Source organism: Providencia sp. PROV_01 (genome assembly GCF_053098325.1).
Genome location: NZ_JBRFKD010000002.1, coordinates 1,282,611 through 1,308,645, shown reverse-complemented (window position 1 = coordinate 1,308,645; position 26,035 = coordinate 1,282,611). Strand labels below are relative to the sequence as shown.

Below are 26,035 nucleotides of genomic sequence, written 5' to 3'. Positions count from 1 at the left end.
GAATCACCCTTCTAGCTCAATCTTGGTCAGAACATCACGTAGCACTGGACCATATTCATATTTCGCTGGGCAAACATAGGTACATAAACCTAGATCTTCTTCGTCCAACTCTAAACAGCCCAATTCTTGTGATGTATCAGTGTCTCCAGCGAGGAGATCGCGCAACAAATGAGTGACCATGATATCGAGAGGCATGACTCGCTCGTAATTACCAATTGGTACCATCGAACGCTCACCGCCGTTCATTGTCGTTGTGAAATTAAAACGTTTATTTTTCAGGAAGTGCCCGATTGTGGTACGCGTAATCGTAAACTTATTAACACCAGGCATAATCCAGCCAAATAACTCTTTATTGCGACCTTCGGCTAACACTGAAACTTGATTGTGAAAACGACCAAGATAGTGATGAGTATCATCACATGTCACGCCCCAAAGGACTGAACCAGAAATAATACGATTTTCACCCGCTTTAAGCTGACCTTGTGTTAATTCATATAAATCAGCACCTAGACGAGTACGCAGAAGACGAGGCTTTTCAACTTGTGGCCCTGCTAATGAAATCACGCGGTCTGTATATAGGTGACCCGTAACAAATAGCTTACCAATAGCAATAACGTCTTGGTAATTAAGGCTCCAAACTTTTTTCTTGATGCTAACGGGTTCCAAGAAATGAATATGAGTTCCCACTAAACCTGCAGGATGCGGCCCTATAAATTGGGTATAAGAAATTTGGTTATGAGCCGTATTCTTCGGTAAGTCTCCCTCTCCATGACAAACATGGATTTTACCTTCTGTTAAACGGCTTAGAACCAAAAGCCCATCGTTAAATGCTTGTTCTTGCTCTTGAATAACTAAAATAGGATCCGCTGCAAGTGGATTGGTATCCATTGCAGTGACAAAAATAGCGATAGGTGAAGAACCTGGTTGTGGAGAACGGCTAAATGGACGCGTTCTTAAAGAAGTCCACAAACCCGATTTTATCAAGTTTTCTTCGACTTGCTGTTGCGTTAATGTAGATAGCTCATCACGAGTATAAGCTGCAAAAGTTTCTTGTTCATCACCATCTATTTCGATGACAACAGATTGAAGCACACGACGCTCACCACGATGAATAGCAACAATTTTACCGCAGGCTGGGCTTGTAAATAAAACCCCTGGGTTCTTTTTATCTTCAAAAAGAACCTGTCCTTTAACTACACGCTCACCTTCTTTAACCAGCATCGAAGGACGCATTCCGACATATTCCTCACCTAGCACAGCTACGTGTTGAATTTTCGGGCCGTCTTCTATCACTTGGGCTGGCTCACCTGCAATAGGAAGGTTGAGGCCTTTTTTAATTTTAATCATAAGATCTGCACAAGTTTATCAGTTAAACCCTAAGCTAACGATTCAGCAATGAATGATAGCGACTCATTAAATAAAAAATAGCTCAAGCAATAGGCATCACTTAAGCAGGTATTCTCACATAATTGTTACTAAATTTTATCTTCTGCCAACCATAATTTTATCAGTTCCCACTCTCTATGTCCGGCTATAGAAGTGACATAGTTCAAGCAAATTGCATTAATATTTAAATTTTTTTGTTAACAATTCGATATTATCGATATTTAAGCTCACATTTATCGATCATTGTTCATTATTTAAACAATAAAGGTTCATTTAAAAACTATTAACAAACTATATTAATTTTCGATTTACTCGTCTAGAATGCATAAAATATGTACTCTTTTTATTCAATAACATTTTCTTGATATGGCTTAGATATGAAATTAAGTAAATTTTTTAGTGCAATTTTCTTATTTGTACTCATATATTCTCCTGTTATTCAGGCAAGTAACTATTCATTTCTACTTAATAATAACGTATCGGATAGCCCAAACTCATCTATTTTTATTCAAATATTTAAGCAAGAAGGTTTATTAGAACTCTACCAAAAAACGCCATCAGGAAAATATAAACTGTCGAAAACTTACCCAATTTGTAAGTTTTCTGGCGGGCTAGGCCCCAAAAAAATTGAAGGTGACCTGAAAAGTCCAGAAGGATTTTATCAAATTACTGCCGAACAGCTCAATCCTAATAGTCGGTATTACCGATCTATCAATATTGGTTTTCCTAATGAGTTTGATAAAGCACAAGGTTATAGTGGCAGCTATCTTATGATCCATGGCAGTTGCGTTTCTGTGGGATGTTATGCCATGACGGACAAATATATGGGTGAGATTTACCAAACAGTAGAAACAGCCTTACTCAGTGGACAGTCCGTCATTAATGTCAGCATTTATCCATTTAAAATGACAAATGAAAATATGCTGCGCTATCGCAATTCCAGCCACTATGCTTTTTGGAAACAATTACAACCGGCCTATGAGTATTTCAACCGCACAGGAAGGCCTGCTGAGGTGTCAGTCTCTTTAGGTAAATATGCGGTTATTGACCAAGCTGAGACCCCAACAAAATTGTTAGGGTCTAAATCACAATATGCGCTCACCAAGATAGAATAAGACAAAATTGCCTGGGTCAATTCGCTGCCAGTTTTCGTTGCCCGTGAGTGGTTGCGTTGCGATCACAGAGACCACATCAGTAGGTGTCGTACACTGTTCGAAATCGATTTCAATATCTTGGTCAAGTAATTTTGCTTTACCAAACGGTGCCGCCAATGTAAATTCGTCGAGCTAAAGGCCATCATATATTGCCCATCGGACAGCAACATATTAAATACGCCTTTATGACGCAATTGGTCAGCTAGTGTCGCAATAAAACGGAACACACTTTTCCAATTCGATGGCCTACGTGGATACTTTTCACTAAGTTGATGAAGTATCCAACAAAATGCCCATTCGCTATCGGTTTCACCTATCGGGCAATAGCGCCCAGTTTTTAGTGTACGATAGCCTTTTAACTGCCCATTGTGCGCATAAGTCCAATTACGCCCCCATAGCTCCCGTGTAAAGGGGTGAGTGTTCACTAACGACACATCCCCTCGGTTTGCTTGGCGAATATGAGCAACAATACTTTCTGATTTAATCGGGTATTCCTGCACAAAGCGAGCGACAGGTGATAAAAAACTAGGTTGAGGATCTTTAAATGTGCGACACCCGAGCCCCTCATAAAAGGTGATTCCCCAGCCATCTTTATGTGGGCCCGTTTGACCTCCTCGGGAAATCAACCCACTGAGGCTAAACGAAATATCAGTTGGAACATTGGCACTCATGCCAAGTAACTCGCACATTTAAAAAACTCCTGAAACAGTAATAACGTTATTTCACCATCTCTTTTTCAATTAACTGAATTAAGATATGAATAACTTTAATATGAATTTCTTGAATACGGTCGGCATAACCAAAGTGTGGGACACGAATTTCAATATCCGCAGTTCCAGCCATTTTCCCGCCATCTTTACCTGTTAATGTGATGACTTTCATGCCTTTTTCACGCGCAGCTGCAATCGCTTTAATAATGTTTCCAGAATTGCCCGAGGTAGAAATTCCAAGTAAAACATCGCCTTTCATGCCAACGGCTTCAATAAAACGTGAGAAAACATACTCATAACCGAAGTCATTACTCACGCAAGATAAATGACTCACATCTGAGATTGCAATCGCAGGATAGCCCGGACGGTTTTCGCGGTAACGCCCTGTTAATTCTTCAGCGAAATGCATTGCATCACAGTGAGAGCCCCCATTACCACAAGATAATACTTTGCCACCCGCTTTAAAAGAGTCAGCCAGTAAAACGGCAGCCTGTTGGATAGCAGCAATATTGGCGTCATCGCTAAGGAAATTCGATAACGTCTCGGCCGCTTCTGTCAGCTCACCGCGGATTAGGTCTTGATACATGAGATTTCCTCTTAATTAAGAATACGTTATAAAAAACACGATTAATTCAGATTCAAATTATCCTAAAAGAAAAATGGCGCTCCATGGCAAAACTCAGATAGATATCAGTAATTAATCTTTAATAGTCAGATTGTTGCACAGGGATAATTTTGTTTCTACTTTTGATTGCGCTGTCTTGATCCTACCGACAAAATTCATCGTGACTCATAGCTAATAACCTGACTTTTCATAGAGCCAATAATACAAATTACTACGATATTTTCCTTTATATGACGTTTTTGTGAGCTAAGTTGTAATTAGGATGTAAATATATTGCTAATTCTTTATTAATGGGTATAGATTAAAGCAACAAACAGGTCAGACCTCTTACAAGTAGACAGGAGCTTCGCTATGATCCTTCTCAGCATCGTGTTATTTCTCGCCTTAATAGGCGTACTTTGTTATCACAAAACATCTTTGGTTTTTAGCTCAGTATTATTATTGGCTTATACCGCGGTTATGGGAGTCATCGATATTTGGAGCTACTGGATGTTACTGCCAGTTGCCTTGGTATTATTTCCTTTTGTCTTCACTCCTGTACGCCAATCGCTTTTCTCTATCCGCGCGATGAAAATGTTCCAAAAAGTCATGCCTCCTATGTCGAGCACAGAAAAGGAAGCCATTGACGCAGGAACAACGTGGTGGGAAGGCGACCTTTTCCGCGGAGCGCCAGATTGGAATAAATTGCATAACTATCCAAAACCACAGCTAACCGCAGAAGAACAAGCTTTTATTGATGGGCCTGTTGAAACCGTTTGTGGCATGGTCAACGACTTCGAAGTGAGCCATGAACTGGCAGATCTAACACCTGAAGTGTGGCAATACCTGCGTGATCACCGCTTCTTCGCGATGATCATCAAAAAAGAATACGGTGGCTTAGAGTTTTCTGCTTATGCGCAATCTCAGGTTCTACAAAAGCTCGCTGGTGTCTCCGGTATTCTTGCTATCACTGTAGGGGTACCCAATTCATTAGGTCCGGGTGAATTACTGCAGCATTACGGCACTGATGAACAAAAACAACGCTATTTACCAGGCTTAGCTACGGGTGAAGAAATTCCGTGCTTTGCATTAACCAGCCCTGAGGCAGGTTCCGATGCTGGTGCTATCCCAGATTCAGGTGTCGTTTGTATGGGTGAATGGCAAGGCGAGCAAGTATTAGGAATGCGCTTAACATGGAACAAACGCTATATTACTTTGGCACCAATTGCCACTGTATTAGGCCTCGCATTCAAACTTTCAGACCCTGATAAACTATTAGGTGGCGAGAAAAACCTTGGTATCACCTGTGCACTAATTCCAACCAATACCCCTGGCGTTGAAATTGGTCATCGCCACTTCCCACTAAATATTCCATTTATGAATGGTCCTACACGCGGAAAAGATATTTTTGTTCCAATCGATTACATTATCGGTGGGCCAAAAATGGCAGGCCAAGGCTGGAGAATGTTGGTTGAGTGTCTTTCTGTCGGTCGTGGTATTACATTACCATCGAACTCAACTGGTAGTTTGAAGAGTATTGCTATCGCGACAGGGGCTTACTCTTATATTCGCCGTCAATTCAAATTACCAATTGGTAAAATGGAAGGTATTGAAGAACCACTAGCTCGCATCGCAGGTAATACCTATCTGATGGACGCAGCAGCAACTCTCATCACCTCTGGAATTATGTTAGGTGAGAAACCTGCCGTTTTATCCGCTATTGTTAAATACCACTGTACACACCGTGGCCAGCGCGCCATTATTGATGCCATGGATATTACGGGTGGTAAAGGCATCTGTCTTGGGGATTCAAACTTTGTTGCCAGAGCTTACCAAGGCGCACCTATCGCCATTACGGTTGAAGGGGCAAATATCCTAACCCGCAGTATGATCATCTTCGGTCAAGGGGCTATCCGTTGCCATCCATTCGTATTAGAAGAAATGGCCGCAGCACAAGATAATAACTTACATAAATTCGATAAAGCCGTATTTGGGCATATAGGTCATGTGGTTAGTAATCAATTCCGTAGCTTCTGGCTTGGTTTAACCAATGGTCGCGGAAGTCATGCACCAACCAAAGATGAAACGCGCCGTTACTATCAAATGCTAAACCGCCAAAGTGCCAACTTAGCATTACTATCCGATGTTGCCATGGGTGTGTTAGGGGGTAGCTTGAAACGCCGCGAACGTATCTCTGCTCGCTTAGGGGATATTTTAAGCAACTTGTATCTCGCATCTGCAACCTTAAAACGTTATGAAGATGAAGGTCGCCAAAAAGCAGACTTACCATTAGTGAAATGGGCGGTTGAAGATTGTTTATATCAATCAGAAAAAGCGATGGATGATCTCCTGAAAAACTTCCCTAACAAGTTGGTTGCGGGGGTAATGCGCATCACCCTATTCCCTACTGGCCGAGCGATGTCAACACCATCAGACCGACTAGACCATAAACTGGCTCAAATCCTGATGGAACCATCAGAAACACGTGATAGGTTGGGCCGTGGGCAGTATTTAACACCTACGGAAAACAACCCTCATGGCCTTGTAAACCAAGCTCTGCTCGATATCATTGCTGCTGAACCTATTTTCGAACGTATCTGCCGCTTAAAAGAGCGTAAACTCAGCTTTACTCGCTTAGATAAACTTGCTGACCAACTACTTCCTGAAAACGTAATTACGCAAGAAGAAGCTGGTATCTTGCGTAAAGCAGAAGCAAGCCGGTTACGGACGATTAACGTCGATGAGTTTGAGTTTGATGATTTGGGTGTACTTCCGACAAAAAAGTCACCAGATGAACCTTCAAATGAAGAAACTAGTAAGAAAAAGAAAGCGGCTTGATTAATTTTAGCTAGTAAATCAAAGGGAACTCAAGAGTTCCCTTTGTCATTTAGATTTAAAGCAAATAATCACTGAAATATTCGGCTACTTTGTCTTCATCAATACCTAAATGCCCCTTCCAGCCAGCCCATGGCATCTCCATATCTGAGCGACCTTTAGTATTGTTTAACTGGGACTCAGTACTCACAAGGTCACCAAAATTAACCCTCGACGCTAATGATAAAGGAATAAACTGATTTGGTATCACACCGATCAATGCTAAAGATTGTAAAACCCCTCTATGTGTATATTTATTACCCGGGATTATTTTGGCTTCAGCCAAACGCTTTTCAAAATGGCCGGGGGTTTCATCATCCTTAGCAGAACGAAATAAATCCAATAACTGGTTAAATTTAATTTTATCGTCCCCAAGCGGTTGTACTGGCTCAACATTAAGTAAGTGTTTTAAATTTAAATAAGCATATGAGGTATTACCTGTATAGGAATTTCCGTAATACAAGCAATATTGAAAGTAACTATCGTTGATGTGAATTTTTCGATTGGAATCACTGCATACCCAGCAACAGGCTAATTGTGGTTTTTCTATATAGTCATGAATCTGTATATTTTGGAGCTTATGAAAAGCACCTAGCACTGAACGTCCTCGTAAATAACTTCCGCCAACACCTGCAATAAAAGTATCAAAACAGCGCTCTTGGCTGAGTTTTTCCTCTTTTTTTAAACTGTTGAACTTGTGCATAATATCAGCATGGTCATTGAAAGACTCAATGTGATTCACTTGCCAATTAATTCGAGCGAGTTCCAATTGTTCTTTGGCTGACAGTGTACTTTGACTATAAACAGAAACCTCACGACCAACGTCATATTGGCTATTTTCGTACTTATACAGTTTACGAAGAACCCTCATCACTTTTTGCACTGATTTTTACCTTCTAGCTTTTATTATGTTGCGTAGAATTTATACAAGGTAGGTAAAGTACATGGGAATATAGATGTGGTGAATCAGAATAACCGCATCTTACAATAATAGCCCTATGAGTAAGATGCAGTTATCTATAATGAAAGGAAGACTTACAGCTCCAGAGCCAATAGCTCTTCAATCGTTTGGCGGCGGCGAATCAATTGTGGCTTACCATCAACAAACATCACTTCCGGCAATAATGGACGGCTATTGTAGTTTGATGACATGGATGCACCGTAAGCGCCAGTGTCATGAAAAACCAGAAAATCGCCAACTTTCACCTCGGGTAAAGCGCGGGTTACCACTAAACCGCCCTCTAACTGGGTAAATACATCTCCTGATTCACACAGTGGGCCAGCAACAATTGTGTCTTTTAGTTGGGCCCCATCAAGGTTACGTCCATCCATCGGTAATACCGAAATATGGTGATAACTGCCATACATCGCTGGACGCATTAGGTCATTAAAACCACTGTCTACAAGCACATAGTGGCGACTACCCATATCTTTAACAGCTCGCACTTCTGCTAATAGTACCCCAGACTCAGCAACTAAATAGCGGCCGGGTTCTATTTCAAGTTCAATTTTGTGCCCTAAGTGTTGTTCGATGCGTTGGCGAGCGTTATCCCATAAGCTGTAATAATGCGGTACATCGATTAATTCATCACCTTCACGATAAGGGGTTGATAACCCACCGCCTGCTGAAATGGCATGAAGGTCAACCCCTGCGGTTGTGACTAACGCCACCATAGAATCACACACATCGGCAAGATGTTGATAGTCAACCCCTGAGCCAATATGCATATGGATACCAACTAGCGATAAATTGTAATGGCGAATTTTCTCTAACGCTGCAGGTAAATCTTCATGCCAAATACCGTGCTTACTATTTTCACCACCAGTATTGGTTTTTTGGCTATGGCCGTGACCAAAACCTGGATTGATGCGTAACCAAACAGGATGGCCAGCTTTTTGTTCGCCAATTTGCTCAAGCATGTCAATAGAGCCTGCATTCACAGGGATATCTAGCTCAGTCACTTTCGCTAATGTGGCTCTATCGAGCACATCTGCTGTAAATACGATTTCTGAGTTCTCACGTCCAGGCTGGAACCCTGCCACCAGCGCACGTTCTATTTCCCCTAAAGAAACAGAATCGACTTTAACGCCTTGTTGTTTCATTAAGCGCAGAATATGAATATTCGAACATGCTTTTTGTGCAAAGCGGACAGTATCAAAAACTTGTAATTGCTTGATACGCTCAATAATCACCGCGCTATCATAAACCCAAACAGGGCTACCATACTGCTCAGGTAATACACGTAAATATTCAGATGTTAAATATTGGCTTGTTGTCGTTGCGAATGAAGTCATTGTCTTTCTCGTTTGCAAGTTTTTATTATATTAAAAGCTATTATTCAAAGAATAATACGGGAAAAAAAATATCTATTTTGCTAAAGTCTATTCATATTTGATATAGACTTTATTTAAGGACTTCCTATGCAAGCCATTTCATGGCGGCACATTGAAATATTCCGTGCAGTAATGACAGCCCCCAACCTGACGGAAGCCGCTGCACTGCTAAACACCTCACAACCAACTATCAGCCGTGAACTTGCTCGCTTAGAATACCTTTTACAGTTTAAGTTATTCGATAGGGTCAAAGGACGTCTACAGCCAACAGCACAAGGATTACGGTTTCTTGAAGAAGTCGAACGCTCTTATTATGGTTTGGAACGCATTAAAAACTCAGCGGAAACTATCCGACGCTTCGAACATGCCCAAATCTCGATAACCTGTTTACCTGCTTTCGCGCAATCTTTATTGCCCCATGTTTGCCAATCGTTTATGGAAAATTACCCTGATGTCAGCATCACAGTGATCCCGCAAGAGTCTCCTGTTCTTGAAGAATGGTTGTCCGCTCAGCGTTACGATTTCGGTTTAACAGAACATTTGCAAATGCCTCCGGGCACTGAACAACAAACACTGGGAAGTTTAAATGAAGTGTGTGTCTTACCCGCAAACCACCCTTTAGCCCAAAAAGAAGTCCTAATCCCCAATGATTTTCAAGGCCAACGTTTTATTAGCCTATCATTAACTGACAGCTATCGTCAGTTGATTGACTCAACATTTGCGGAGCACCATGTCGAGCGCAAAATGGTCATGGAGACGCATTCAGCATCATCTATTTGCGCTATGGCACTAAAAGGGATTGGGATTTCTATTGTTAACCCTTTAACTGCATTAGATTTTCATCAACAATCTGCTGGGAAGTTGGCTCTGCGCCCACTCAGCTTTTCCATTCCTTTTACCGTTAGCTTGATAAAACCTATTCACCGCCCTTCATCACAATTGACCAATATTTTTACTCAACATTTAGAGGATAACTTTAATCAAATAAAAACCCAGCTAATTTCCGCGCTGTTGCATCAATAACTGCCAGTGAGGTGAAGTTACAAACCAATTAGCGAGATAATCAATCACCACCCTCAATGCAGTTGGCATTTTTTGCCGACTCGTATACACAGCGTAAATACCTAGAGGCATTGGCGTATATTCAGGTAATAGTTGAACTAACGCCCCTGAGGCCAAATGATCAGCAACAGAATAATATGGTTGCATAGAGATACCCGCGCCCTGCAATGTTGCCTCAGCGAGAAATACGGATTCATTCGCACTTAATCGCCCATCAACCAATACACTATGCTGCATACCTGCCTTTTCAAAGACCCATAAGCTACGACCAAAAAAATTGTAGGTTAAGCAATCGAGTAAAACTAAATCTTCTGGTTTTTCGGGATATTTTTTCCCTTTTAAAAAATCAGGTGAAGCACAAATGACAGAATGGCAAGTTGACAATGGTTTTGCGATTAAACTCGGCTCCAGCTGATTAGTAATACGGATAGCCAAGTCAATTCGTTCCTCTATTAAATTAACTGATTTATTCGATATTTGCATATCTATAGCCATATTCGGATAGAGTTTCATAAACTCAGCAATAGCCACAGAAAGTGCACTTTGGGCAATAGATTGTGAGCAACTAATGCGCACTAAACCGGATAATGCTTTTGCATCAAGCTCTTGCTGCACAGGGACCATTTGGGAAATAGCATTAAGTTGCAAAGATTGTTGATATACCCCTTCCCCCGCTGAAGTTAAACTTAATTTCCGCGTGGTACGATTTAATAAACGCACTCCCGCCCATTGTTCCATTTCCGACAAATAGCGAGTCACCATCGCTCTCGACATCTCTAATTTTTCTGCTGCTCCACTTAGGCTGCCTTGTTCAACGATAGTAATAAATACTTCTGCTGCCTTTAATCTATCCATACCACTCTCATTTGACCGAATTGTGCAACAAACAACACCTAATTATGGGGTTTTTCATCTTATCATTGCAATTTAATATACACGCCATGCAAAAAACAAGCTTTCCTGTATAACTTTATTTTAGGATACAAAATGAAATTTACCTTATTAGCTGCAATCGCGTTATTCGCTACTACGATAAATATGACCCAAGCTGAAACACTAACATTAGATGTTTATAATCCTGGAAATAACAGCGTATTTCCGGTTTCCTCTGAAATTATTAGCGGTTCAAGTGAAGTGGTGTTAATTGACGCACAATTTCAAAAAAATGATGCACAACAATTGGTTGATAAAATTAAAAAGCTCAACAAGAAATTAACCACGATTTATATTAGCCACTCAGATCCAGATTACTATTTTGGGCTCGATACCCTAACAAACGCCTTCCCTGAAGCTAAAGTGGTCGCGACAGCAAACACAGTTGAAGCCATTAAAGCAACTAAAGATGGCAAACTGGCTTACTGGGGTGGTGTATTAAAAGATGAAGCACCTGCCCATATTATCGTCCCTGAGGTCATTAAAGGAGATAGCTTCACAGTTGATGGTGAACGACTTGAAATTAAAGGCCTTGATAGCGCATCACCAGATAGAACTTATGTCTGGGTTCCATCATTAAAAGCCGTTGTAGGGGGCGTTATTGTTTCTGACAATATTCATGTTTGGGTAGCAGATACACAAACAGAAGAGTCACGTAAAAATTGGCAGCAAACATTAAAAGACATCAAAGCACTGAACCCAATAACCGTTGTTCCCGGTCACTTTACGGGAGCATCTAAATTAGATACAAGCACGGTTTCTTTTACTCAAAAATACTTACAAGATTTTGAAAATGCAGCAAAAACAAGTAAAAACTCAGATGAACTCATCCAAAAAATTGCGGTAAAATATCCACAATTGGATGACAAATCAAGTTTAGAACTTAGTGCAAAAGTTGTTAAAGGCGAAATGCAGTGGCCTCAATAACCAAGTGATACTCACTATTGCAGCCATTTTGCGCGGTATGTTCCGTAGCAACTCACTGAATGACTAAAAGCAATTTGGCTGATTTCACCGAATGATAGTGGTATTAATTTTTTGATGATAATGATACAACTTAACTCAAATTACTTAAAAAGATCAAATAGAGAGAACGATTATGAGCAACATCACCCTACACTATATTTATGACCCTTATTGCGGCTGGTGCTATGCCGCTGCGCCTTTAATCGAAATTGCCAACCAACACCCAAGTATCAACATTGAAATGCATGGTGGTGGTATGTTAGCTGGCAATGCACGCCTACATTTAGATGATAATTTTCGCCAATATATTCTGCAAGCTGATAAGCGCATTGCATCCATGACAGGGCAAGTATTTGGCGATGACTATATAAAAATGCTACACGAACCTAATTTGGTTATGGACTCAACACCACCGCAAACCGCTATATTAGCGGCAACCAAGCAAGGCAAAGGCTTTGAGATGCTTAAAGCCATTCAAAAAACACACTACATTTCAGGACGCCATATTAAAGATACCGCGGTACTTCTTGAGCTCGCCAAAGAAATTGGCCTCGATGTAACCCAGTATGTGTCCGACTACAGTGAGTGTGAGCAACATGAAACTGCGGCCCACATTGAAACAAGTAAGGCTCTGTTAGCGCAGTCAGGTGCATCCGGTTTTCCAACTCTGTTAATACAACAACAGGGGAAATGGTTACGAGTTCCATTACAGAATTACCTCGGTGAGCCGAGTAAATGGCAGCAATTTTTAGATTCTTTGGTAACCGCAGCGTCTTAATAATCACCCTTTTTAATAAGCCACCTTTCAATTATGCGCATAAGGTTGTCATTTAATTTAATATTCAATTATTGATAAATACAACCATGTGCTAGCACTAATAATTAACGCGGGGCCAAATGGAATCGTCTTCGTTGTTTTAGCTATTTGCACCCCAGATAATATCTCGGCGTGGGCTAGATTTACCAGTTGCTTTTTTTGGTATATTTTAGGCCATAGCCCAAAGTTAACCCAGTATTGTAATAGCCCCAACCCTGCAGCGGTGGCCAAAAAGTAAGGTAACTCCCAAACACCAAGCCAAGCCGAACAAGCGGCAACAAGTTTAAAATCCCCTCTCCCCATTTGTGGTTGATAAGTTTGTTTTTCAACCAGTGTAACCACCATTAACATCACTAAGTAGCTGATCAGTACTGCATAAATAGCTGAGACTACATTCCCATTTGGTAAGTGAATTTGATATAGCAACCCCACCCATAATAATGGGTACGTAAGAACATCAGGGAGATAACCTATTTTATTATCAATGATAAATAATGGTATTATTAAATTAATATATAATGTTAAAAATAAAATAATACGTAAATTATTAGATGAATAATATATTATAAAAATTAGCACACTATATATTAGAAGCAAAACAGTATTTTTAATAATAATTTTGGATTTATCAAAATGAACAACGGGTAAATAAATAAGTAGTTTTTTAGTCGTAAAAAAGGATATTAGCAGCATAAAAAAAGAAGAAAAAACACAAATAAAATCAATTATATTTATAGATTTATCATTTTGACATGATAATGTAAATTGCTCAGACGGCGAAATAATAGATATAACCGATGATATTAAAGTACAGAGTAACTCCCTCATATTAACTCCTTATTCCTTTATGGAGATAAAAATAAATATACTGTGAATTTCTGCTATCCCCAACACTTTAATTCCGTTGAGTAGAGTCGGTTTATTCGAATATCATGATCTTCTAGTTTACTTTCATCACTGTTTAAGATGTCACCTATGGCACAGACATACTATAAAAGGTCAGTATTTCGTTATAAACTAGGTAGCAGCGCTTGAGTTTAACAATTCAACCCCCATATTCATCAAAGTTATATTATTTATTAACCCAGTCTGTACTAAGGAAAAGCTATGCGCATTCCACGCATTTATCACCCAGAGCCTCTTCAAATAAACACAACAATTTCTCTTGGTGATGATGCTGCAAACCATGTAGGTCGAGTACTGCGCATGACCGCAGGCCAAAAACTCGAACTTTTTGATGGCAGCAATAAAACCTTTAGTGCTGAAATTACTGAAGCAACTAAAAAAAATGTATTCGTACACATTAAAAATAGCCAAGTTGACGATAGAGAATCCCCTCTCGATTTACACCTCGGGCAGGTCATGTCTCGTGGGGAAAAAATGGAATTTACTATCCAAAAATCTGTCGAACTCGGAGTTAATACAATAACACCTTTGTTATCAGAACGTTGTGGTGTTCGCCTAGATGGCGAACGGCTCGATAAAAAATTACTTCAATGGCAAAAAATTGCGATTGCTGCCTGCGAACAATGTGGCCGCAACCGAATTCCAGAAATTCGCCCAGTACAAACCCTTGAAGCATGGTGCGCGGAAACTGACGGTGCATTTAAAGTCAATTTGCACCCACGAGCAACAGAAAGTATTAATACGTTACCCTCTGAACTGAAGAAAGTACGATTGTTGATTGGCCCGGAAGGTGGCTTGTCAGCAGACGAAATTGCCATGACAGCAAATTATCAATTTACCGATATACTGTTAGGGCCTCGAGTATTACGAACAGAAACGACTGCGCTAACCGCTATCACAGCACTACAAGTGCGCTTAGGTGATCTGGGGTAAGGAGAAAAAATGATCAAGCTCGGTATAGTGATGGATCCTATTTCATCCATCAAAATCAAGAAAGACACCAGTTTTGCAATGATGCTGGAAGCTCAGCGTCGAGGTTATGAAATCCATTATATGGAAATGAATGACCTGTATTTACACCAAGGTGAAGCTCGCGCACAAACAAAAATCGTGACAGTCGAAGAAAACCCAGAAAAATGGTACGAATTTCATGGGGAACAAGATATCCCCCTAAGTTCACTTGATGCCATTTTAATGCGGAAAGACCCGCCTTTTGATACTGAATTTATCTATGCGACTTATATTTTAGAAAGAGCGGAACAAGCTGGCACCTTAATTGTGAATAAACCGCAAAGCTTACGTGACTGCAATGAGAAACTCTTTACTGCTTGGTTTGCTGAGTTAACACCGGACACATTGGTCACGCGCAGCCCACAAAAGTTAAGAGATTTTCACCAAAAACATGGCGATGTCATATTCAAACCACTAGATGGTATGGGTGGCGCTTCGATTTTCCGTCTTAAACAAGATGACCCAAATGTGGGCGTAATTATCGAAACGCTAACGGAACATAGCTCCCGTTACTGCATGGCCCAAAACTTCCTACCAGCAATTAAAGATGGTGATAAACGTGTCTTGGTGGTGGATGGTGAACCTGTTCCTTATTGCTTAGCGCGAATTCCAGCTCAAGGTGAAACCCGAGGTAACCTTGCAGCGGGTGGCCGTGGGGAAGCTCGTCCATTAAGTGAAAGTGACTGGGCCATTGCGCGTGCCGTAGCGCCAACATTAAAAGAAAAAGGCTTAATTTTTGTTGGCCTTGATATCATTGGTGACCGTTTAACCGAAATTAACGTGACTAGCCCAACGTGTGCACGGGAAATTGAAGCCGCATTTGATATCTCCATTACAGGTATGTTAATGGATGCCATTGAACGCCGTCTCAATAAATAATTTATAGTGGTGGTTTATCTTCACTGATGGCTTTTATTATTTTCACACAATAAAAGTCATCCGTTTTATTTACCACCTATAAGTTTGCCTTTTATTGTGTTCTCTCAATTGTTTTAAATTTGCTGGAGTCTAAGTTTGAATCTGCAAAACCATTTTCTTATCGCCATGCCATCCTTAACAGACCCTTATTTTGAGCAGTCAGTCGTTTATATGTGTGAGCACAATGAAAAAGGGGCGATGGGGATTGTGATTAACAAGCCTATTGATGATTTTTCTGTCGATAAGATGCTTAAAAAACTCGAAATTACGATTTCAGATAAAATTGATAACCGTAATTTAAAGAAGCCTGTCATTGCGGGTGGTCCCGTGGCTGAAGAGCATGGGTTCATCTTACACACACCGATAAAAGGTTTTTTATCGAGTCTGCACTTAAATGATGAAGTGATGGTGACAACGTCAAAAGATATCTTAGAGACTTTAGGAAGTGAGCACTCCCCCTCAAACTCTTTAGTTGCACTAGGTTATGCAAGCTGGGAACCAGGCCAACTTGAACGTGAAATCATGGAAAATAGCTGGTTGACCGTTGAAGCTTCTCCTGAGCTTATTTTTGATACACCAATTCATGAACGCTGGACTGCTGCAGCTAAATTAATTGGTATTGATATTCATACTATTTCAATCCAAGCGGGGCATGCTTAATGTCTGGAAGAACTTTGTTAGCCTTTGATTTTGGAACCAAAAGCATCGGTGTGGCCGTTGGACAAGAAATTACAGGTACCGCGCGACCATTAACCTCACTAAAAGCCAGCGATGGCCGCCCTGATTGGCAACAAATCGAAAAGTTACTTAAAGAATGGCAACCTCAGTTGGTTATTGTTGGCCTTCCCCTTAATATGGATGGCACGGAACAACTGGTTACAAGCCAAGCCCGTAATTTTGCAAATCGAATTCATGGCCGTTTTGGTGTTAAAGTCGAATTACATGATGAACGTCTTTCCACGGTTGAAGCAAAAGCAGGCCTTTTTGAACAAGGTGGTTATCGAGCTTTGAGTAAAGGAAAAGTAGATTCTGCGTCTGCTGTTGTGATCCTTGAAAGCTGGTTTGAGCAACATATTTAAGCATTGCGTATTTTACGTGGTTATTTTTAGCTTAACCTCATGCAATGGTGCCGTTCTGATGTAATTTGCTTTACACTATGGTCAATAGCCGCTATTCATGTAAGACATGAATAAAATAGTATTGAATAAACCATATTGAATAAAATAATGACCATTCAAAATAATATCTCTGATGTCACCGCGCGTATTGAGCATGCTGCCGCAGAGTGTCAGCGCTCACCACAAGACATTACGCTACTCGCGGTAAGTAAAACCAAACCTTGTGAGGCTATTTTAGAAGCTATAGAGGCAGGCCAACGCCAGTTTGGTGAGAACTATGTGCAAGAGGGCGTTGAGAAAATTCAATATTTCTCTGATAGAAATGACTTAGTTTGGCATTTTATCGGCCCATTACAATCGAATAAAAGCCGCCTTGTTGCTGAGCACTTTGATTGGTTCCATACCTTAGACAGAACCAAAATCGCTCAGCGCTTAAATGACCAACGTCCAAGTGGAAAAGCGCCCCTCAATGTGCTAATTCAAATCAATATCAGCGATGAAAACAGTAAATCAGGTATAACACTCGCAGAAGTTGCAGACCTTGCGGCGCAAGTCGCTACGATGCCAAACCTTGTGCTACGGGGCCTGATGACGATCCCTGCACCTGAAACGGATTATGAACGCCAATGTGCTGTGTTTCATCAAATGAATGAGGCATTTAAGCAATTAAAAACCACTTACCCCACTGTTGACACTCTTTCAATGGGGATGACTGACGATATGCGTGCAGCAATCCATTGTGGCTCAACACTTGTTCGCATAGGAACCGCTATTTTTGGCGCTCGCCAATATCACCAATAAGATAGGAGAACAGAATGCAACATCGTAAAATTGCCTTCATCGGCGCCGGAAATATGGCTCACGCCATCATTGCTGGGCTGGTTAACCATGGTTACCCTGCATCGATGATCACGGTGTGCTCTCCTACACCGGTACGTCGAGACAAACTGGCCGAGCAATATGGCATTATCAGCAGTCATGATAACTTAGCTGCGGTCAAAGCCGCTGAGGTCATTATCCTAGCGGTTAAACCACAAATGATGAAAGAAGTGTGTGAACCGCTGCAAAATGCCACAAACTTTGACCAAAAATTAGTGCTGACAATCGCCGCGGGGATCCCTGCAGAGCGTTATAATGATTACTTTGCACACCAACTGAATTTAGTACGCATCATGCCAAATACGCCATCGTTGGTGGGTAAAGGTGTTAGCGGGTTATTTGCTCAAGGGAAGGTTTCTGAGCCAGACAAACAGTTTGCTCAAGAGCTGATGCAAAGTGTTGGCTCCACGATTTGGTGCCAACAAGAGCAAGACATCAATAAGATTATTGCCATTACTGGTAGCTCCCCTGCCTATTTCTTTCTGTTTATGGAATCAATGCAGCAAAAAGCAGAACAACTCGGTTATGATAAGCAACAAGCTCGCGAGCTCGTTCTGAATGCAATTGAAGGGGCTGTAGAACTAGCTAAGTCACAAAGTGACACGGACTTTTCGGCTTTACGTGAACAAGTCACCTCTAAAGGCGGTACCACCGCGATGGCTTTAGAGCAATTTTATAATGGAAATCTTCCGCAAATTGTTGCCGATGCAATGCAAAGCGCAATACACAGAGCAGAAGAAATGGAAAAACTTTTTTAAATTAATCGCGGAATTCACCATGCAGACCTTAGTATTCGTCGTTACTACCCTGATCCAACTGTATATTTTTGTATTACTACTGCGCGTATGGATGCAGTGGGTACGCGCAGACTTTTATAATCCTTTTTCGAAATTTGTCGTTAAAGCAACACAGCCTATCGTCGCACCATTACGCCGAATCATTCCTTCTTTTGGCGCGATAGATACCGCTTCAGTGGTTGTTGCGTTTGTTTTAGCCATTGCAGCCATTATCTTTGGTATGTGGGCAACAAACTTACTCCCTATTTTAGGTATAAGCATTTTACCTATGGGATTGATTTTATTATTAACCTATACCGGTAAACTAATTTTTTGGATGATTTTAATCCGTGCAATTCTAAGCTGGGTTAGCCAAGGCCGTAACCCAGTAGATTATTTATTATACCAATTAACCGAACCTTTAATGGCGCCAATCCGTCGCATCATTCCTGCTATGGGCGGGTTAGATTTCTCTGCAATGATTGTGATGTTTATTTTAATCGCATTGAATTACCTGCGTGTAGATATCTCACTGATGATTGACCCATCATTGACTGCAATGATGTATTCCATTGGTATTATGTAAAAACGAGTTTTAAATAATGCAAAAAGTTGTTTTAGCCACCGGTAACCCCGGAAAAGTGAATGAGTTAGCTGGCCTACTACGTGATTTTGGGATGGATATCGTCGCACAAACCTCATTAGGCGTTGAGTCCGCAGAAGAAACGGGCTTAACTTTTATTGAAAATGCAATCCTAAAAGCGCGTCATGCAGCAGCACAAACCGGGTTACCCGCAATTGCTGATGATTCAGGAATTTCCGTTGATGCCCTTGGTGGCGCGCCGGGGATTTACTCTGCCCGCTACGCAGGTGAAGAAGCAACAGACGAGCAAAACCTAGTTAAGCTATTAGAAGCAATGAAAAATGTGCCTGACGACCAACGTCAGGCTCAATTCAACTGTGTGTTAGTTTATTTGCGGCATGCAGAAGACCCTACGCCATTAGTATTCCATGGCCGTTGGCACGGTATCATCACCCGTGAACGCAAAGGCCAAGGCGGCTTTGGTTATGACCCCATATTCTATGTTCCTGAATTAGGTTGTACCTCAGCAGAGCTAACAAAAGCGGAAAAGCAAGCCGTTTCACATCGTGGAAAAGCACTCACAATGATGTTGGATGCGCTAAAGAATGCTTAAATTACCCCCGCTGAGCCTGTATATCCATATCCCTTGGTGTGTACAAAAGTGCCCTTATTGTGACTTCAACTCACACACACTTAAAGGTGAGATCCCTCAGCAAGAATATGTGGCACACTTATTGGCCGATTTAGACACCGATGCAAAATTAGTTGCAGGACGTTCGGTGAAAACTATTTTTATTGGGGGCGGAACACCCAGTTTATTAAGTGCTGAGTCAATGCAAGCTTTAATGGATGGCGTACGTCAGCGAGTTGATTTAGACCCACATGCAGAAGTTACCATGGAAGCAAACCCTGGTACTGTTGAAGCTGGTCGTTTTGCAGGTTACCAAGCCGCAGGAATTAATCGTATTTCTATTGGCGTACAAAGCTTCGGTAACGATAAACTAATCACTTTAGGGCGTATTCATGGCGCTGATGAAGCGAAGCGTGCTGCTCAGTTAGCCGCTAATCTTAATTTAAGAAGCTTTAACCTCGATTTAATGCATGGGTTACCCGCGCAAACTCAGGTTGAAGGTTTATCAGACCTGCGCCAAGCTATTGAACTTGCCCCTCCGCACCTGTCTTGGTACCAACTCACTATTGAACCTAACACTCAATTTGGCTCACGCCCTCCGGTATTACCCGATGACGATACACTGTGGGATATTTACACTGAAGGCCATAAATTATTGAGTGCGGCAGGTTACCAGCAATATGAAACATCCGCCTATGCTAAACCCGGTTACCAATGCCAACACAACCTCAATTACTGGCGCTTTGGTGACTATTTAGGTATCGGTTGCGGCGCTCATGGAAAAATTTCTTTTGAAGATGGTCAAATTTTACGAACCGTAAAAACAAAACATCCTCGAGGTTATATGGAGGGCCGTTATATGCACCAATCCTATGACGTTGGCGCTTCCGATAGACCATTTGAATACTTCATGAACCGCTTTCGCCTTCTTGAAGCCATGCCACGCGCTGAATTTACCCAATATACAGGGTTACCAGAATCAACAGTTAGAGCGGCTATTGATGAAGCTTTAGCTAAAGGCTATATCACAGAAACCGTGAATGAATGGCAGATTACAGAGCATGGAAAGTTGTTTCTCAATTCGCTATTAGAGCTATTTTTAGGTGAAGAATAGCGGCTATTCGGTTCATTTATAAATTACTTCACTGATAAATTAGATGAAAGCCCACTTCAAACGAAGTGGGCTTTTGTTTAGAGATAAAAATGAAATAGACAAGAATAACAATTGAGGTAATACATATTGCCACCATCAATAAGACAGTGGCAGATATCTGTTATAGAGCATTCACCACCGCATTAACTTGCTCTGTTAAGCTAACTAAACCGCCACCTGACAAGTACCATAAGTCAGATTGCAGGTAAGTAATTTTGCCATCTTTATAAGCTTTGGTTTCTTGAATATTGCTATCTTCAAATACTGTTTTATCCAATTTACCTGCACCAATCGCTTCGCTACGGTCAACAATCAGGATCACATCTGGGTTAGCTTGAGCAATAGTTTTGGTATCCACAACACGGCGTTTTGCTTTATCTGCACTTTCATCAACCGGTAGGTCAGCGCGTTTTGCTTTCACAACGTTGTAAACAACGGCTTGGCTATTTGGAATTAATTTGCCGTCATTATGCATCAATACTAAAACTTTTTTATTGGAATCAGCCGCTTTCTTCTGGGCGTCTGCGATGACTTTATCTAATTGGACTAACTGCTCATCAACCGCTTTTTGGTTACCGTAGAGCTCACCAATCACACTAATATTGGCTTTTACAGAATCAATATAGTGTTTGCTATCAGAGCCTAGATTGATAGTGGGTGCAATTTTTGATAACTCATCATAAGACTTACCTTGACGACCTGTGATCACAATCAGATCAGGTTTTAATTGTGCGATTTTGGCTAAATCAGGTTGTTTCATTCCACCTGCGTTTTCCATTGATGCAGGAATACTGCCTTTTATATAAGCAGGAGCATTGCCAGTTGGTAGTGCAACAACCTTGTCACCTAAGCCGAGTTTTTGCATTGAGTCATAAACACCGAAATCAAACAGAACCACTTTTTGTGGTTTTTTCATGACTTCAGTTTCACCTGATAGGTGTTTGATCGTCACTTTTTCAACGCCTTGTGCTGTAACCGCATTTGGAGTGAAAGTGGTAGATTCAGCGCTAAGAGCAAAAGGCGCAGAGAATGACAACACAGAAACAAGCAGAGCAGGAATGAATTTTTTCATTTAAATGATCCCAATTTAGTCATTAAGCCAAACCCGCATTGTAAAGTGAGTGGCTTAGATGTCAATCAAATAAGAATCAATTTCATTTTCATTCCCATTAATGGAGTTAATATCACACAAATTGATGATAACGATAATATAGATAAATAAAAAAACAGTAATGTACAAAAATACGCTACTGTTCATAAGGTTATTATTGATTTTAAATCGATCAGTGACTTTTGATTGAATTAAGTAATGAGACGCGTTGTTGCTCTATTGAAGTCACTTTAGAACAAACTTGTTGGCCGAATTGCTGGAAGCTTTTCTCTTGTTTTTTCCATTCAGATTCAAGTTCTTGTTGTAACCCGCCTAAGTTACCTAGCATACCTTGTAACGCTTTATTGGCATCACCACCCGATAATAATTGCTTACGCCCCATCTCATTAATGCTGTCTTGTAAAATACCGCCTAAGCTTTCATTGACTAACTCGCGCCCTTTCGTTTCAACCGTTTTCATGGCTTTATGGTGAAACACATAACCATTGGGACGAGTCTCAATAATTTGGTTGATTTGCCCATTAAGATCTTTTTCTAATTTTGTTAACCGGTTACGGATATTGCTGTCACTACCAACCACTTTAACGACAACTTTGTCTATCGTTTCCCTTGAAGTTGATAATTTTTTTTCTGATTCTTGTTTTATCCAAGGTAAATCCTGACGAATATCGGCTTGGTAACGAATAGCTTGCTGCTTTTGCGCCTCTGTTGCAGCCACATTTTTACCGTTAAGTGTGATTTCACCGTTTGGCGTAATTTTTAAATCACCACTCGCACCAATGACTTGCACACTTTCGGGTGTCATAAAGATGTCATCCTTTGGTGTTACAGAACAGTTATAATCTGCAGCTTGGCTCGTCGCACAAGCAAGGAGTGAAAATGCAATTAATGTACGGCGTAACATAAAATCTCCTAGTAGAGCATTAATTAAAAAACAGAACGCCCAATTCGTTTCGATAATAACTCTAAAGCCGCACATCCGACTAAAGAGTTCCCCGCCGAGTCTAGCTCAGGTGACCAAACCGCGACCGTAAATTGGTTTGGTACTACGCAGACAATACCCCCGCCAACGCCAGACTTACCGGGCATTCCTATCCGAAATGCAAACTCACCAGAGCCGTCATACATACCACAAGTCATCATTAATGCATTGATTTGTCTTGATTGCAGCGGTGTGATGATGGGGTCAATAGAGCAAGATGACATTCCTTGCGATGTTAAATAAGAAAAACATCTCGCTAATTCAACACAGTTCATACTTAGAGAGCAATAATGAAAATAAGTTTCGAGAACTGTTAAAACATCATTTTCAAAATTCCCAAAAGATTTCATAAGATAAGCAATGGCCGCATTACGGCTGGCGTGTTCCAGTTCTGAGCGAGCGACAACTGTGTCATAGCTAATATCCGGTTCGCAAGACAACTTTCGGACAAACTCCAACATACGCTGTTTTGGTGCGCTAAGGCGTGATTGCAGCATATCAGCGATAACAATGGCTCCCGCATTAATAAACGGGTTTCGAGGTATCCCCTTTTCCATTTCAATTTGAATTAGCGAATTAAATGGTAGCCCGGAGGGTTCTTTACCTACTCGGCTCCAAATTTCCTCTTCCTCATAACGCGTCATTGCAAGCGTAAGGCTTAATACTTTTGAAATAGATTGAATTGAAAAGCGTTGATATGCATCCCCTGCGGTAAAAATATCACCATCGATTGTGGATACAGCAATACCTAAATGGTGGGAAGGCACACAACCTAAAGCAGGAATGTAATTTGCAACACAACCTTGCCCAATCAGTGGGCGAACTTGGTCTAGGATATCGTTGAGTAGCTGGTTAGAAAACATGGCGCTCAAAACGTTGACTCCAGATAGTATTTGCAACAGAAAATAAAGGCACCCAATTTTTGGATGCCTCTTCAAGCGACTGAAAGTTCAGTTTATTTATTGAGGTTGACTCAATAAAATTATTCTTCCCACCAAACATCAAAAAGCTCAGAAACGACGACGTCATTCATACCTTTTGATTTTAACCAGTTTTCAACAATTTGACGGTGCTCTTCGGTACATTTGCCAATTTTTTGTAGGCAAACGATCCCTTCCCAGCTCATATAGCCACTTGCTTCAAATGCTAAACCATTCGGTTCAATCGCTTCTGCAATCAGTTGGTCAACGGTGCTGTCAACTTCCTCAATCGGCGTACCTTCTTTAAAGCTCCACTTAACGGTAAAGCCTAACTCTTGGAACTCATCCAAGCGTAATTTTTTACGTAAACGACGACTACGTTGTTGTTTAGCCATTATTTGATCCTCTCAAACATTAAATCCCATACACCGTGCCCTAACCGCTGGCCGCGCTTTTCAAATTTTGTTTCTGGTCTTGTTTCTGGACGAGGAACGTAATCACCTGATGGCGATAAGTTTTTATACCCTTCGACACTCGTCATCACTTCAAGCATGTGCTCTGCATAAGGCTGCCAATCCGTTGCCATATGGAAAACACCACCGATAGCTAGTTTACTACGAATTTTTTCTGCAAACGGAACTTGCACAATACGGCGCTTATTGTGTTTCGCTTTATGCCATGGGTCAGGGAAAAATAACTGAACCATTTCAAGGCTTCCATTTGGGATCATGCAGTCTAAAACTTCTATTGCATCATGGCACATCACCCGCAAATTGGTGACATTTTCTTCTTTTGCTGATGCTAAACATGCGCCAACACCGGGAGCATGAACTTCGATACCTAAAAAGTTTTTATCTGCATTTTGAGATGCCATGGTCACCAATGAGGCGCCCATCCCAAACCCAATTTCCAAGGTAACTGGATTTGAGTTATTAAATACTTTGGCAAAATCAAAAGGCTCATTGATAAAATCGATGCCTTTTTCTGCCCATTCTTTTTCTAATGCGTCTTCCTGACGTTTTGTCAGACGCCCTTGACGGCGGACAAAACTACGGACTCGGCGCATAACCCGCCCATCTTCATTATATTCGGGGGAGATAACATTATTGATCATAATAAAGGTTCTAAAATGAATGCCCAATTAAGTTAGTGTGCCAACAATCAAGTTTATAAGGTGATTGGTTACCAAATTTATCAATTTACAGCCCTAAATGCCCAAGTTACAGTGAGTACCCTTACCCTTGAAGCATGATGGATATCGGAGTTTAGCAAAACTTCCACAAGGATGCAGTTGATAATTAGCTAACTTTACACTAAACAACACAATAGCGGTTTACAGCCCTCTTCGTCTATGTTGCAATTCCTGCCATGACTGGAAATATCAATAAAAAATAAAACTATCAATGGAAGCTCAACAATTTTCATCTGCAGTGCTTGACTGGTATCACAAATACGGTCGTAAAACGTTGCCATGGCAACAGGAAAAATCGTCCTACCATGTTTGGTTATCAGAAGTCATGCTGCAACAAACCCAAGTGAGTACTGTAATCCCCTATTTTGAGAAGTTTATCTCTCGTTTTGAGGATGTTACCGCCCTTGCCAACGCACCTCTTGATGAAGTTTTACACCTATGGACAGGACTCGGCTATTACGCTCGGGCTCGGAACCTCCATAAAGCGGCACAAGTGATCGCGACTCAATATGATGGCTCGTTTCCCACTACATTTGATGAAGTATTAGCGCTACCCGGTGTTGGCCGGTCCACTGCTGGGGCAATTTTGTCTTTATCGCAAAAACAGCATTATCCTATTTTAGATGGTAATGTTAAACGTGTATTAGCTCGAGCTTATGCGGTTGATGGCTGGCCGGGTAAAAAAGAAGTCGAAAATCGCTTGTGGGAAATCAGTACTGATGTCACGCCAAAAGAGGGAGTTGAATTTTTTAACCAAGCGATGATGGACTTAGGTGCGATGGTCTGTACTCGCAGTAAACCAAAATGTGAGCTGTGCCCACTTAATTTTGGTTGCATGGCCTATGCCAATCATTCATGGCAAAACTACCCGGGCAAAAAGCCTAAACAGAAAATTCCTGAAAAAAGTGCTTGGTTTCTAATTATGCAGCACGGTGACAGTGTGTGGTTAGAGCAACGCCCACCATCCGGTATTTGGGGGGGATTATTTGCCTTCCCACAATTCAATTCTTTAGAG

Annotated in this window: 26 protein-coding genes and 1 pseudogene; 15 read left to right on the top strand and 12 right to left on the bottom strand. The window is 41.1% G+C overall.

Annotated elements, in window-relative coordinates; translation table 11 throughout:
- Positions 1–3: 3 nt before the first annotated feature.
- Positions 4–1,347 carry a Na(+)-translocating NADH-quinone reductase subunit A gene (locus tag ACU696_RS06565; RefSeq protein ID WP_109911970.1) on the bottom strand — a complete coding sequence of 448 codons (1,344 nt, stop codon included), beginning with the start codon at positions 1,345–1,347 and terminating at the stop codon, positions 4–6.
- 416 nt (positions 1,348–1,763) lie between these two features.
- On the opposite strand from ACU696_RS06565, the gene ACU696_RS06560 reads away from it, so the two are divergent.
- Positions 1,764–2,501 carry a L,D-transpeptidase family protein gene (locus ACU696_RS06560; RefSeq protein ID WP_109911969.1) on the top strand — a complete coding sequence of 246 codons (738 nt, stop codon included), beginning with the start codon at positions 1,764–1,766 and terminating at the stop codon, positions 2,499–2,501.
- Here ACU696_RS06560 and ACU696_RS06555 read toward each other — a convergent pair.
- Together ACU696_RS06555 and lpcA are read right to left on the bottom strand one after the other, a co-directional pair.
- A pseudogene (locus ACU696_RS06555) lies at positions 2,472–3,229 on the bottom strand (class II glutamine amidotransferase). The gene ACU696_RS06560 and the pseudogene ACU696_RS06555 overlap by 30 nt on opposite strands.
- A 28-nt stretch (positions 3,230–3,257) precedes the next feature.
- Positions 3,258–3,836 (bottom strand): D-sedoheptulose 7-phosphate isomerase, encoded by a 579-nt coding sequence (gene lpcA, locus ACU696_RS06550; RefSeq protein ID WP_004914109.1) that lies wholly within the window; start codon positions 3,834–3,836, stop codon positions 3,258–3,260.
- A 390-nt stretch (positions 3,837–4,226) separates the two neighbouring features.
- On the opposite strand from lpcA, the gene fadE reads away from it, so the two are divergent.
- Complete coding sequence (gene fadE / locus ACU696_RS06545; protein ID WP_447343051.1) at positions 4,227–6,692, top strand: acyl-CoA dehydrogenase FadE; 2,466 nt, start codon at positions 4,227–4,229, stop codon at positions 6,690–6,692.
- A 55-nt stretch (positions 6,693–6,747) separates the two neighbouring features.
- On the opposite strand, the gene ACU696_RS06540 is transcribed toward fadE, so the two are convergent.
- Both ACU696_RS06540 and lysA read right to left on the bottom strand, forming a co-directional pair.
- Positions 6,748–7,611 (bottom strand): hypothetical protein, encoded by an 864-nt coding sequence (locus tag ACU696_RS06540; protein WP_245211131.1) that lies wholly within the window; start codon positions 7,609–7,611, stop codon positions 6,748–6,750.
- Positions 7,612–7,763: 152 nt separating this feature from the next.
- On the bottom strand, positions 7,764–9,023 hold the full coding sequence (gene lysA, locus ACU696_RS06535; protein ID WP_109911968.1) for a diaminopimelate decarboxylase: 1,260 nt from the start codon (positions 9,021–9,023) through the stop codon (positions 7,764–7,766).
- A 126-nt stretch (positions 9,024–9,149) separates the two neighbouring features.
- Between lysA and ACU696_RS06530 the strand changes: the two genes are divergently transcribed.
- Positions 9,150–10,085 (top strand): LysR family transcriptional regulator, encoded by a 936-nt coding sequence (locus ACU696_RS06530; protein ID WP_109911967.1) that lies wholly within the window; start codon positions 9,150–9,152, stop codon positions 10,083–10,085.
- On the opposite strand, the gene ACU696_RS06525 is transcribed toward ACU696_RS06530, so the two are convergent.
- Entirely contained in the window at positions 10,059–10,979 is a 921-nt protein-coding gene (locus tag ACU696_RS06525) for a LysR family transcriptional regulator (RefSeq protein ID WP_117162822.1), read from the bottom strand. The genes ACU696_RS06530 and ACU696_RS06525 overlap by 27 nt on opposite strands.
- Positions 10,980–11,111: 132 nt before the next feature.
- Here ACU696_RS06525 and ACU696_RS06520 point away from each other — a divergent pair, with 132 nt between their 5' ends.
- Positions 11,112–11,984: an MBL fold metallo-hydrolase gene (locus ACU696_RS06520; RefSeq protein ID WP_209102213.1), complete on the top strand. Its 873-nt coding sequence runs from the start codon at positions 11,112–11,114 to the stop codon at positions 11,982–11,984.
- Positions 11,985–12,156: 172 nt separating this feature from the next.
- A complete protein-coding gene (locus tag ACU696_RS06515) occupies positions 12,157–12,801 on the top strand; it encodes a DsbA family protein (protein WP_004914127.1) in 645 nt (214 codons plus the stop codon).
- A gap of 57 nt (positions 12,802–12,858) precedes the next feature.
- Here the strand turns inward: ACU696_RS06515 and ACU696_RS06510 are convergent, their stop codons facing one another.
- On the bottom strand, positions 12,859–13,668 hold the full coding sequence (locus tag ACU696_RS06510) for a prepilin peptidase (protein WP_227024214.1): 810 nt from the start codon (positions 13,666–13,668) through the stop codon (positions 12,859–12,861).
- Positions 13,669–13,947: 279 nt separating this feature from the next.
- Here ACU696_RS06510 and rsmE point away from each other — a divergent pair, with 279 nt between their 5' ends.
- From rsmE to hemW, 9 genes are all read left to right on the top strand, one after another.
- A complete protein-coding gene (gene rsmE, locus ACU696_RS06505) occupies positions 13,948–14,679 on the top strand; it encodes a 16S rRNA (uracil(1498)-N(3))-methyltransferase (protein WP_115166703.1) in 732 nt (243 codons plus the stop codon).
- A gap of 9 nt (positions 14,680–14,688) precedes the next feature.
- The gene (gshB, locus tag ACU696_RS06500) at positions 14,689–15,636 is read left to right on the top strand and encodes a glutathione synthase (RefSeq protein ID WP_123382462.1); all 948 of its coding nucleotides are present in this window, start codon (positions 14,689–14,691) and stop codon (positions 15,634–15,636) included.
- A gap of 135 nt (positions 15,637–15,771) precedes the next feature.
- Positions 15,772–16,335: a YqgE/AlgH family protein gene (locus ACU696_RS06495; RefSeq protein ID WP_447343050.1), complete on the top strand. Its 564-nt coding sequence runs from the start codon at positions 15,772–15,774 to the stop codon at positions 16,333–16,335.
- On the top strand, positions 16,335–16,754 hold the full coding sequence (ruvX, locus tag ACU696_RS06490; RefSeq protein WP_004914142.1) for a Holliday junction resolvase RuvX: 420 nt from the start codon (positions 16,335–16,337) through the stop codon (positions 16,752–16,754). The genes ACU696_RS06495 and ruvX overlap by 1 nt, the downstream gene beginning before the upstream one ends.
- 147 nt (positions 16,755–16,901) lie before the next feature.
- Positions 16,902–17,594: a YggS family pyridoxal phosphate-dependent enzyme gene (locus ACU696_RS06485; RefSeq protein ID WP_109911963.1), complete on the top strand. Its 693-nt coding sequence runs from the start codon at positions 16,902–16,904 to the stop codon at positions 17,592–17,594.
- Positions 17,595–17,608: 14 nt separating this feature from the next.
- On the top strand, positions 17,609–18,430 hold the full coding sequence (gene proC / locus ACU696_RS06480) for a pyrroline-5-carboxylate reductase (RefSeq protein ID WP_109911962.1): 822 nt from the start codon (positions 17,609–17,611) through the stop codon (positions 18,428–18,430).
- Positions 18,431–18,449: 19 nt separating this feature from the next.
- Positions 18,450–19,034, top strand: coding sequence for a YggT family protein (locus ACU696_RS06475; protein ID WP_042851654.1), 585 nt, complete (start codon positions 18,450–18,452; stop codon positions 19,032–19,034).
- A 16-nt stretch (positions 19,035–19,050) separates the two neighbouring features.
- Positions 19,051–19,644 carry an RdgB/HAM1 family non-canonical purine NTP pyrophosphatase gene (gene rdgB, locus ACU696_RS06470; protein ID WP_109911961.1) on the top strand — a complete coding sequence of 198 codons (594 nt, stop codon included), beginning with the start codon at positions 19,051–19,053 and terminating at the stop codon, positions 19,642–19,644.
- Positions 19,637–20,776 (top strand): radical SAM family heme chaperone HemW, encoded by a 1,140-nt coding sequence (hemW, locus tag ACU696_RS06465; RefSeq protein WP_004914156.1) that lies wholly within the window; start codon positions 19,637–19,639, stop codon positions 20,774–20,776. The genes rdgB and hemW overlap by 8 nt, the downstream gene beginning before the upstream one ends.
- A 160-nt stretch (positions 20,777–20,936) precedes the next feature.
- Here the strand turns inward: hemW and ACU696_RS06460 are convergent, their stop codons facing one another.
- From ACU696_RS06460 to trmB, 5 genes are all read right to left on the bottom strand, one after another.
- Complete coding sequence (locus ACU696_RS06460) at positions 20,937–21,887, bottom strand: siderophore ABC transporter substrate-binding protein (protein WP_004914159.1); 951 nt, start codon at positions 21,885–21,887, stop codon at positions 20,937–20,939.
- Between the two features lie 211 nt (positions 21,888–22,098).
- Positions 22,099–22,830, bottom strand: coding sequence for a YggN family protein (locus ACU696_RS06455; protein WP_004914162.1), 732 nt, complete (start codon positions 22,828–22,830; stop codon positions 22,099–22,101).
- 23 nt (positions 22,831–22,853) lie between these two features.
- Positions 22,854–23,780 carry a glutaminase B gene (glsB, locus tag ACU696_RS06450; RefSeq protein ID WP_094962054.1) on the bottom strand — a complete coding sequence of 309 codons (927 nt, stop codon included), beginning with the start codon at positions 23,778–23,780 and terminating at the stop codon, positions 22,854–22,856.
- 110 nt (positions 23,781–23,890) lie between these two features.
- Positions 23,891–24,223 carry a YggL family protein gene (locus ACU696_RS06445; RefSeq protein ID WP_109911960.1) on the bottom strand — a complete coding sequence of 111 codons (333 nt, stop codon included), beginning with the start codon at positions 24,221–24,223 and terminating at the stop codon, positions 23,891–23,893.
- Positions 24,223–24,942 carry a tRNA (guanosine(46)-N7)-methyltransferase TrmB gene (gene trmB, locus ACU696_RS06440; protein ID WP_109911959.1) on the bottom strand — a complete coding sequence of 240 codons (720 nt, stop codon included), beginning with the start codon at positions 24,940–24,942 and terminating at the stop codon, positions 24,223–24,225. The genes ACU696_RS06445 and trmB overlap by 1 nt, the downstream gene beginning before the upstream one ends.
- A 289-nt stretch (positions 24,943–25,231) precedes the next feature.
- On the opposite strand from trmB, the gene mutY reads away from it, so the two are divergent.
- A partial coding sequence (gene mutY / locus ACU696_RS06435; protein ID WP_447343049.1) for an A/G-specific adenine glycosylase occupies positions 25,232–26,035 on the top strand: 804 nt, incomplete at its 3' end.

Bases quoted from the DNA above. Each gene is read 5' to 3' on its own strand.
- ACU696_RS06565 (WP_109911970.1), bottom strand. From the start codon at position 1,347: ATGATTAAAATTAAAAAAGGCCTCAACCTTCCTATTGCAGGTGAGCCA.
- ACU696_RS06560 (WP_109911969.1), top strand. From the start codon at position 1,764: ATGAAATTAAGTAAATTTTTTAGTGCAATTTTCTTATTTGTACTCATA.
- lpcA (WP_004914109.1), bottom strand. From the start codon at position 3,836: ATGTATCAAGACCTAATCCGCGGTGAGCTGACAGAAGCGGCCGAGACG.
- fadE (WP_447343051.1), top strand. From the start codon at position 4,227: ATGATCCTTCTCAGCATCGTGTTATTTCTCGCCTTAATAGGCGTACTT.
- lysA (WP_109911968.1), bottom strand. From the start codon at position 9,023: ATGACTTCATTCGCAACGACAACAAGCCAATATTTAACATCTGAATAT.
- ACU696_RS06530 (WP_109911967.1), top strand. From the start codon at position 9,150: ATGCAAGCCATTTCATGGCGGCACATTGAAATATTCCGTGCAGTAATG.
- ACU696_RS06525 (WP_117162822.1), bottom strand. From the start codon at position 10,979: ATGGATAGATTAAAGGCAGCAGAAGTATTTATTACTATCGTTGAACAA.
- ACU696_RS06520 (WP_209102213.1), top strand. From the start codon at position 11,112: ATGAAATTTACCTTATTAGCTGCAATCGCGTTATTCGCTACTACGATA.
- ACU696_RS06515 (WP_004914127.1), top strand. From the start codon at position 12,157: ATGAGCAACATCACCCTACACTATATTTATGACCCTTATTGCGGCTGG.
- ACU696_RS06510 (WP_227024214.1), bottom strand. From the start codon at position 13,668: ATGAGGGAGTTACTCTGTACTTTAATATCATCGGTTATATCTATTATT.
- rsmE (WP_115166703.1), top strand. From the start codon at position 13,948: ATGCGCATTCCACGCATTTATCACCCAGAGCCTCTTCAAATAAACACA.
- gshB (WP_123382462.1), top strand. From the start codon at position 14,689: ATGATCAAGCTCGGTATAGTGATGGATCCTATTTCATCCATCAAAATC.
- ruvX (WP_004914142.1), top strand. From the start codon at position 16,335: ATGTCTGGAAGAACTTTGTTAGCCTTTGATTTTGGAACCAAAAGCATC.
- ACU696_RS06485 (WP_109911963.1), top strand. From the start codon at position 16,902: ATGACCATTCAAAATAATATCTCTGATGTCACCGCGCGTATTGAGCAT.
- proC (WP_109911962.1), top strand. From the start codon at position 17,609: ATGCAACATCGTAAAATTGCCTTCATCGGCGCCGGAAATATGGCTCAC.
- ACU696_RS06475 (WP_042851654.1), top strand. From the start codon at position 18,450: ATGCAGACCTTAGTATTCGTCGTTACTACCCTGATCCAACTGTATATT.
- rdgB (WP_109911961.1), top strand. From the start codon at position 19,051: ATGCAAAAAGTTGTTTTAGCCACCGGTAACCCCGGAAAAGTGAATGAG.
- hemW (WP_004914156.1), top strand. From the start codon at position 19,637: ATGCTTAAATTACCCCCGCTGAGCCTGTATATCCATATCCCTTGGTGT.
- ACU696_RS06460 (WP_004914159.1), bottom strand. From the start codon at position 21,887: ATGAAAAAATTCATTCCTGCTCTGCTTGTTTCTGTGTTGTCATTCTCT.
- ACU696_RS06455 (WP_004914162.1), bottom strand. From the start codon at position 22,830: ATGTTACGCCGTACATTAATTGCATTTTCACTCCTTGCTTGTGCGACG.
- ACU696_RS06445 (WP_109911960.1), bottom strand. From the start codon at position 24,223: ATGGCTAAACAACAACGTAGTCGTCGTTTACGTAAAAAATTACGCTTG.
- trmB (WP_109911959.1), bottom strand. From the start codon at position 24,942: ATGATCAATAATGTTATCTCCCCCGAATATAATGAAGATGGGCGGGTT.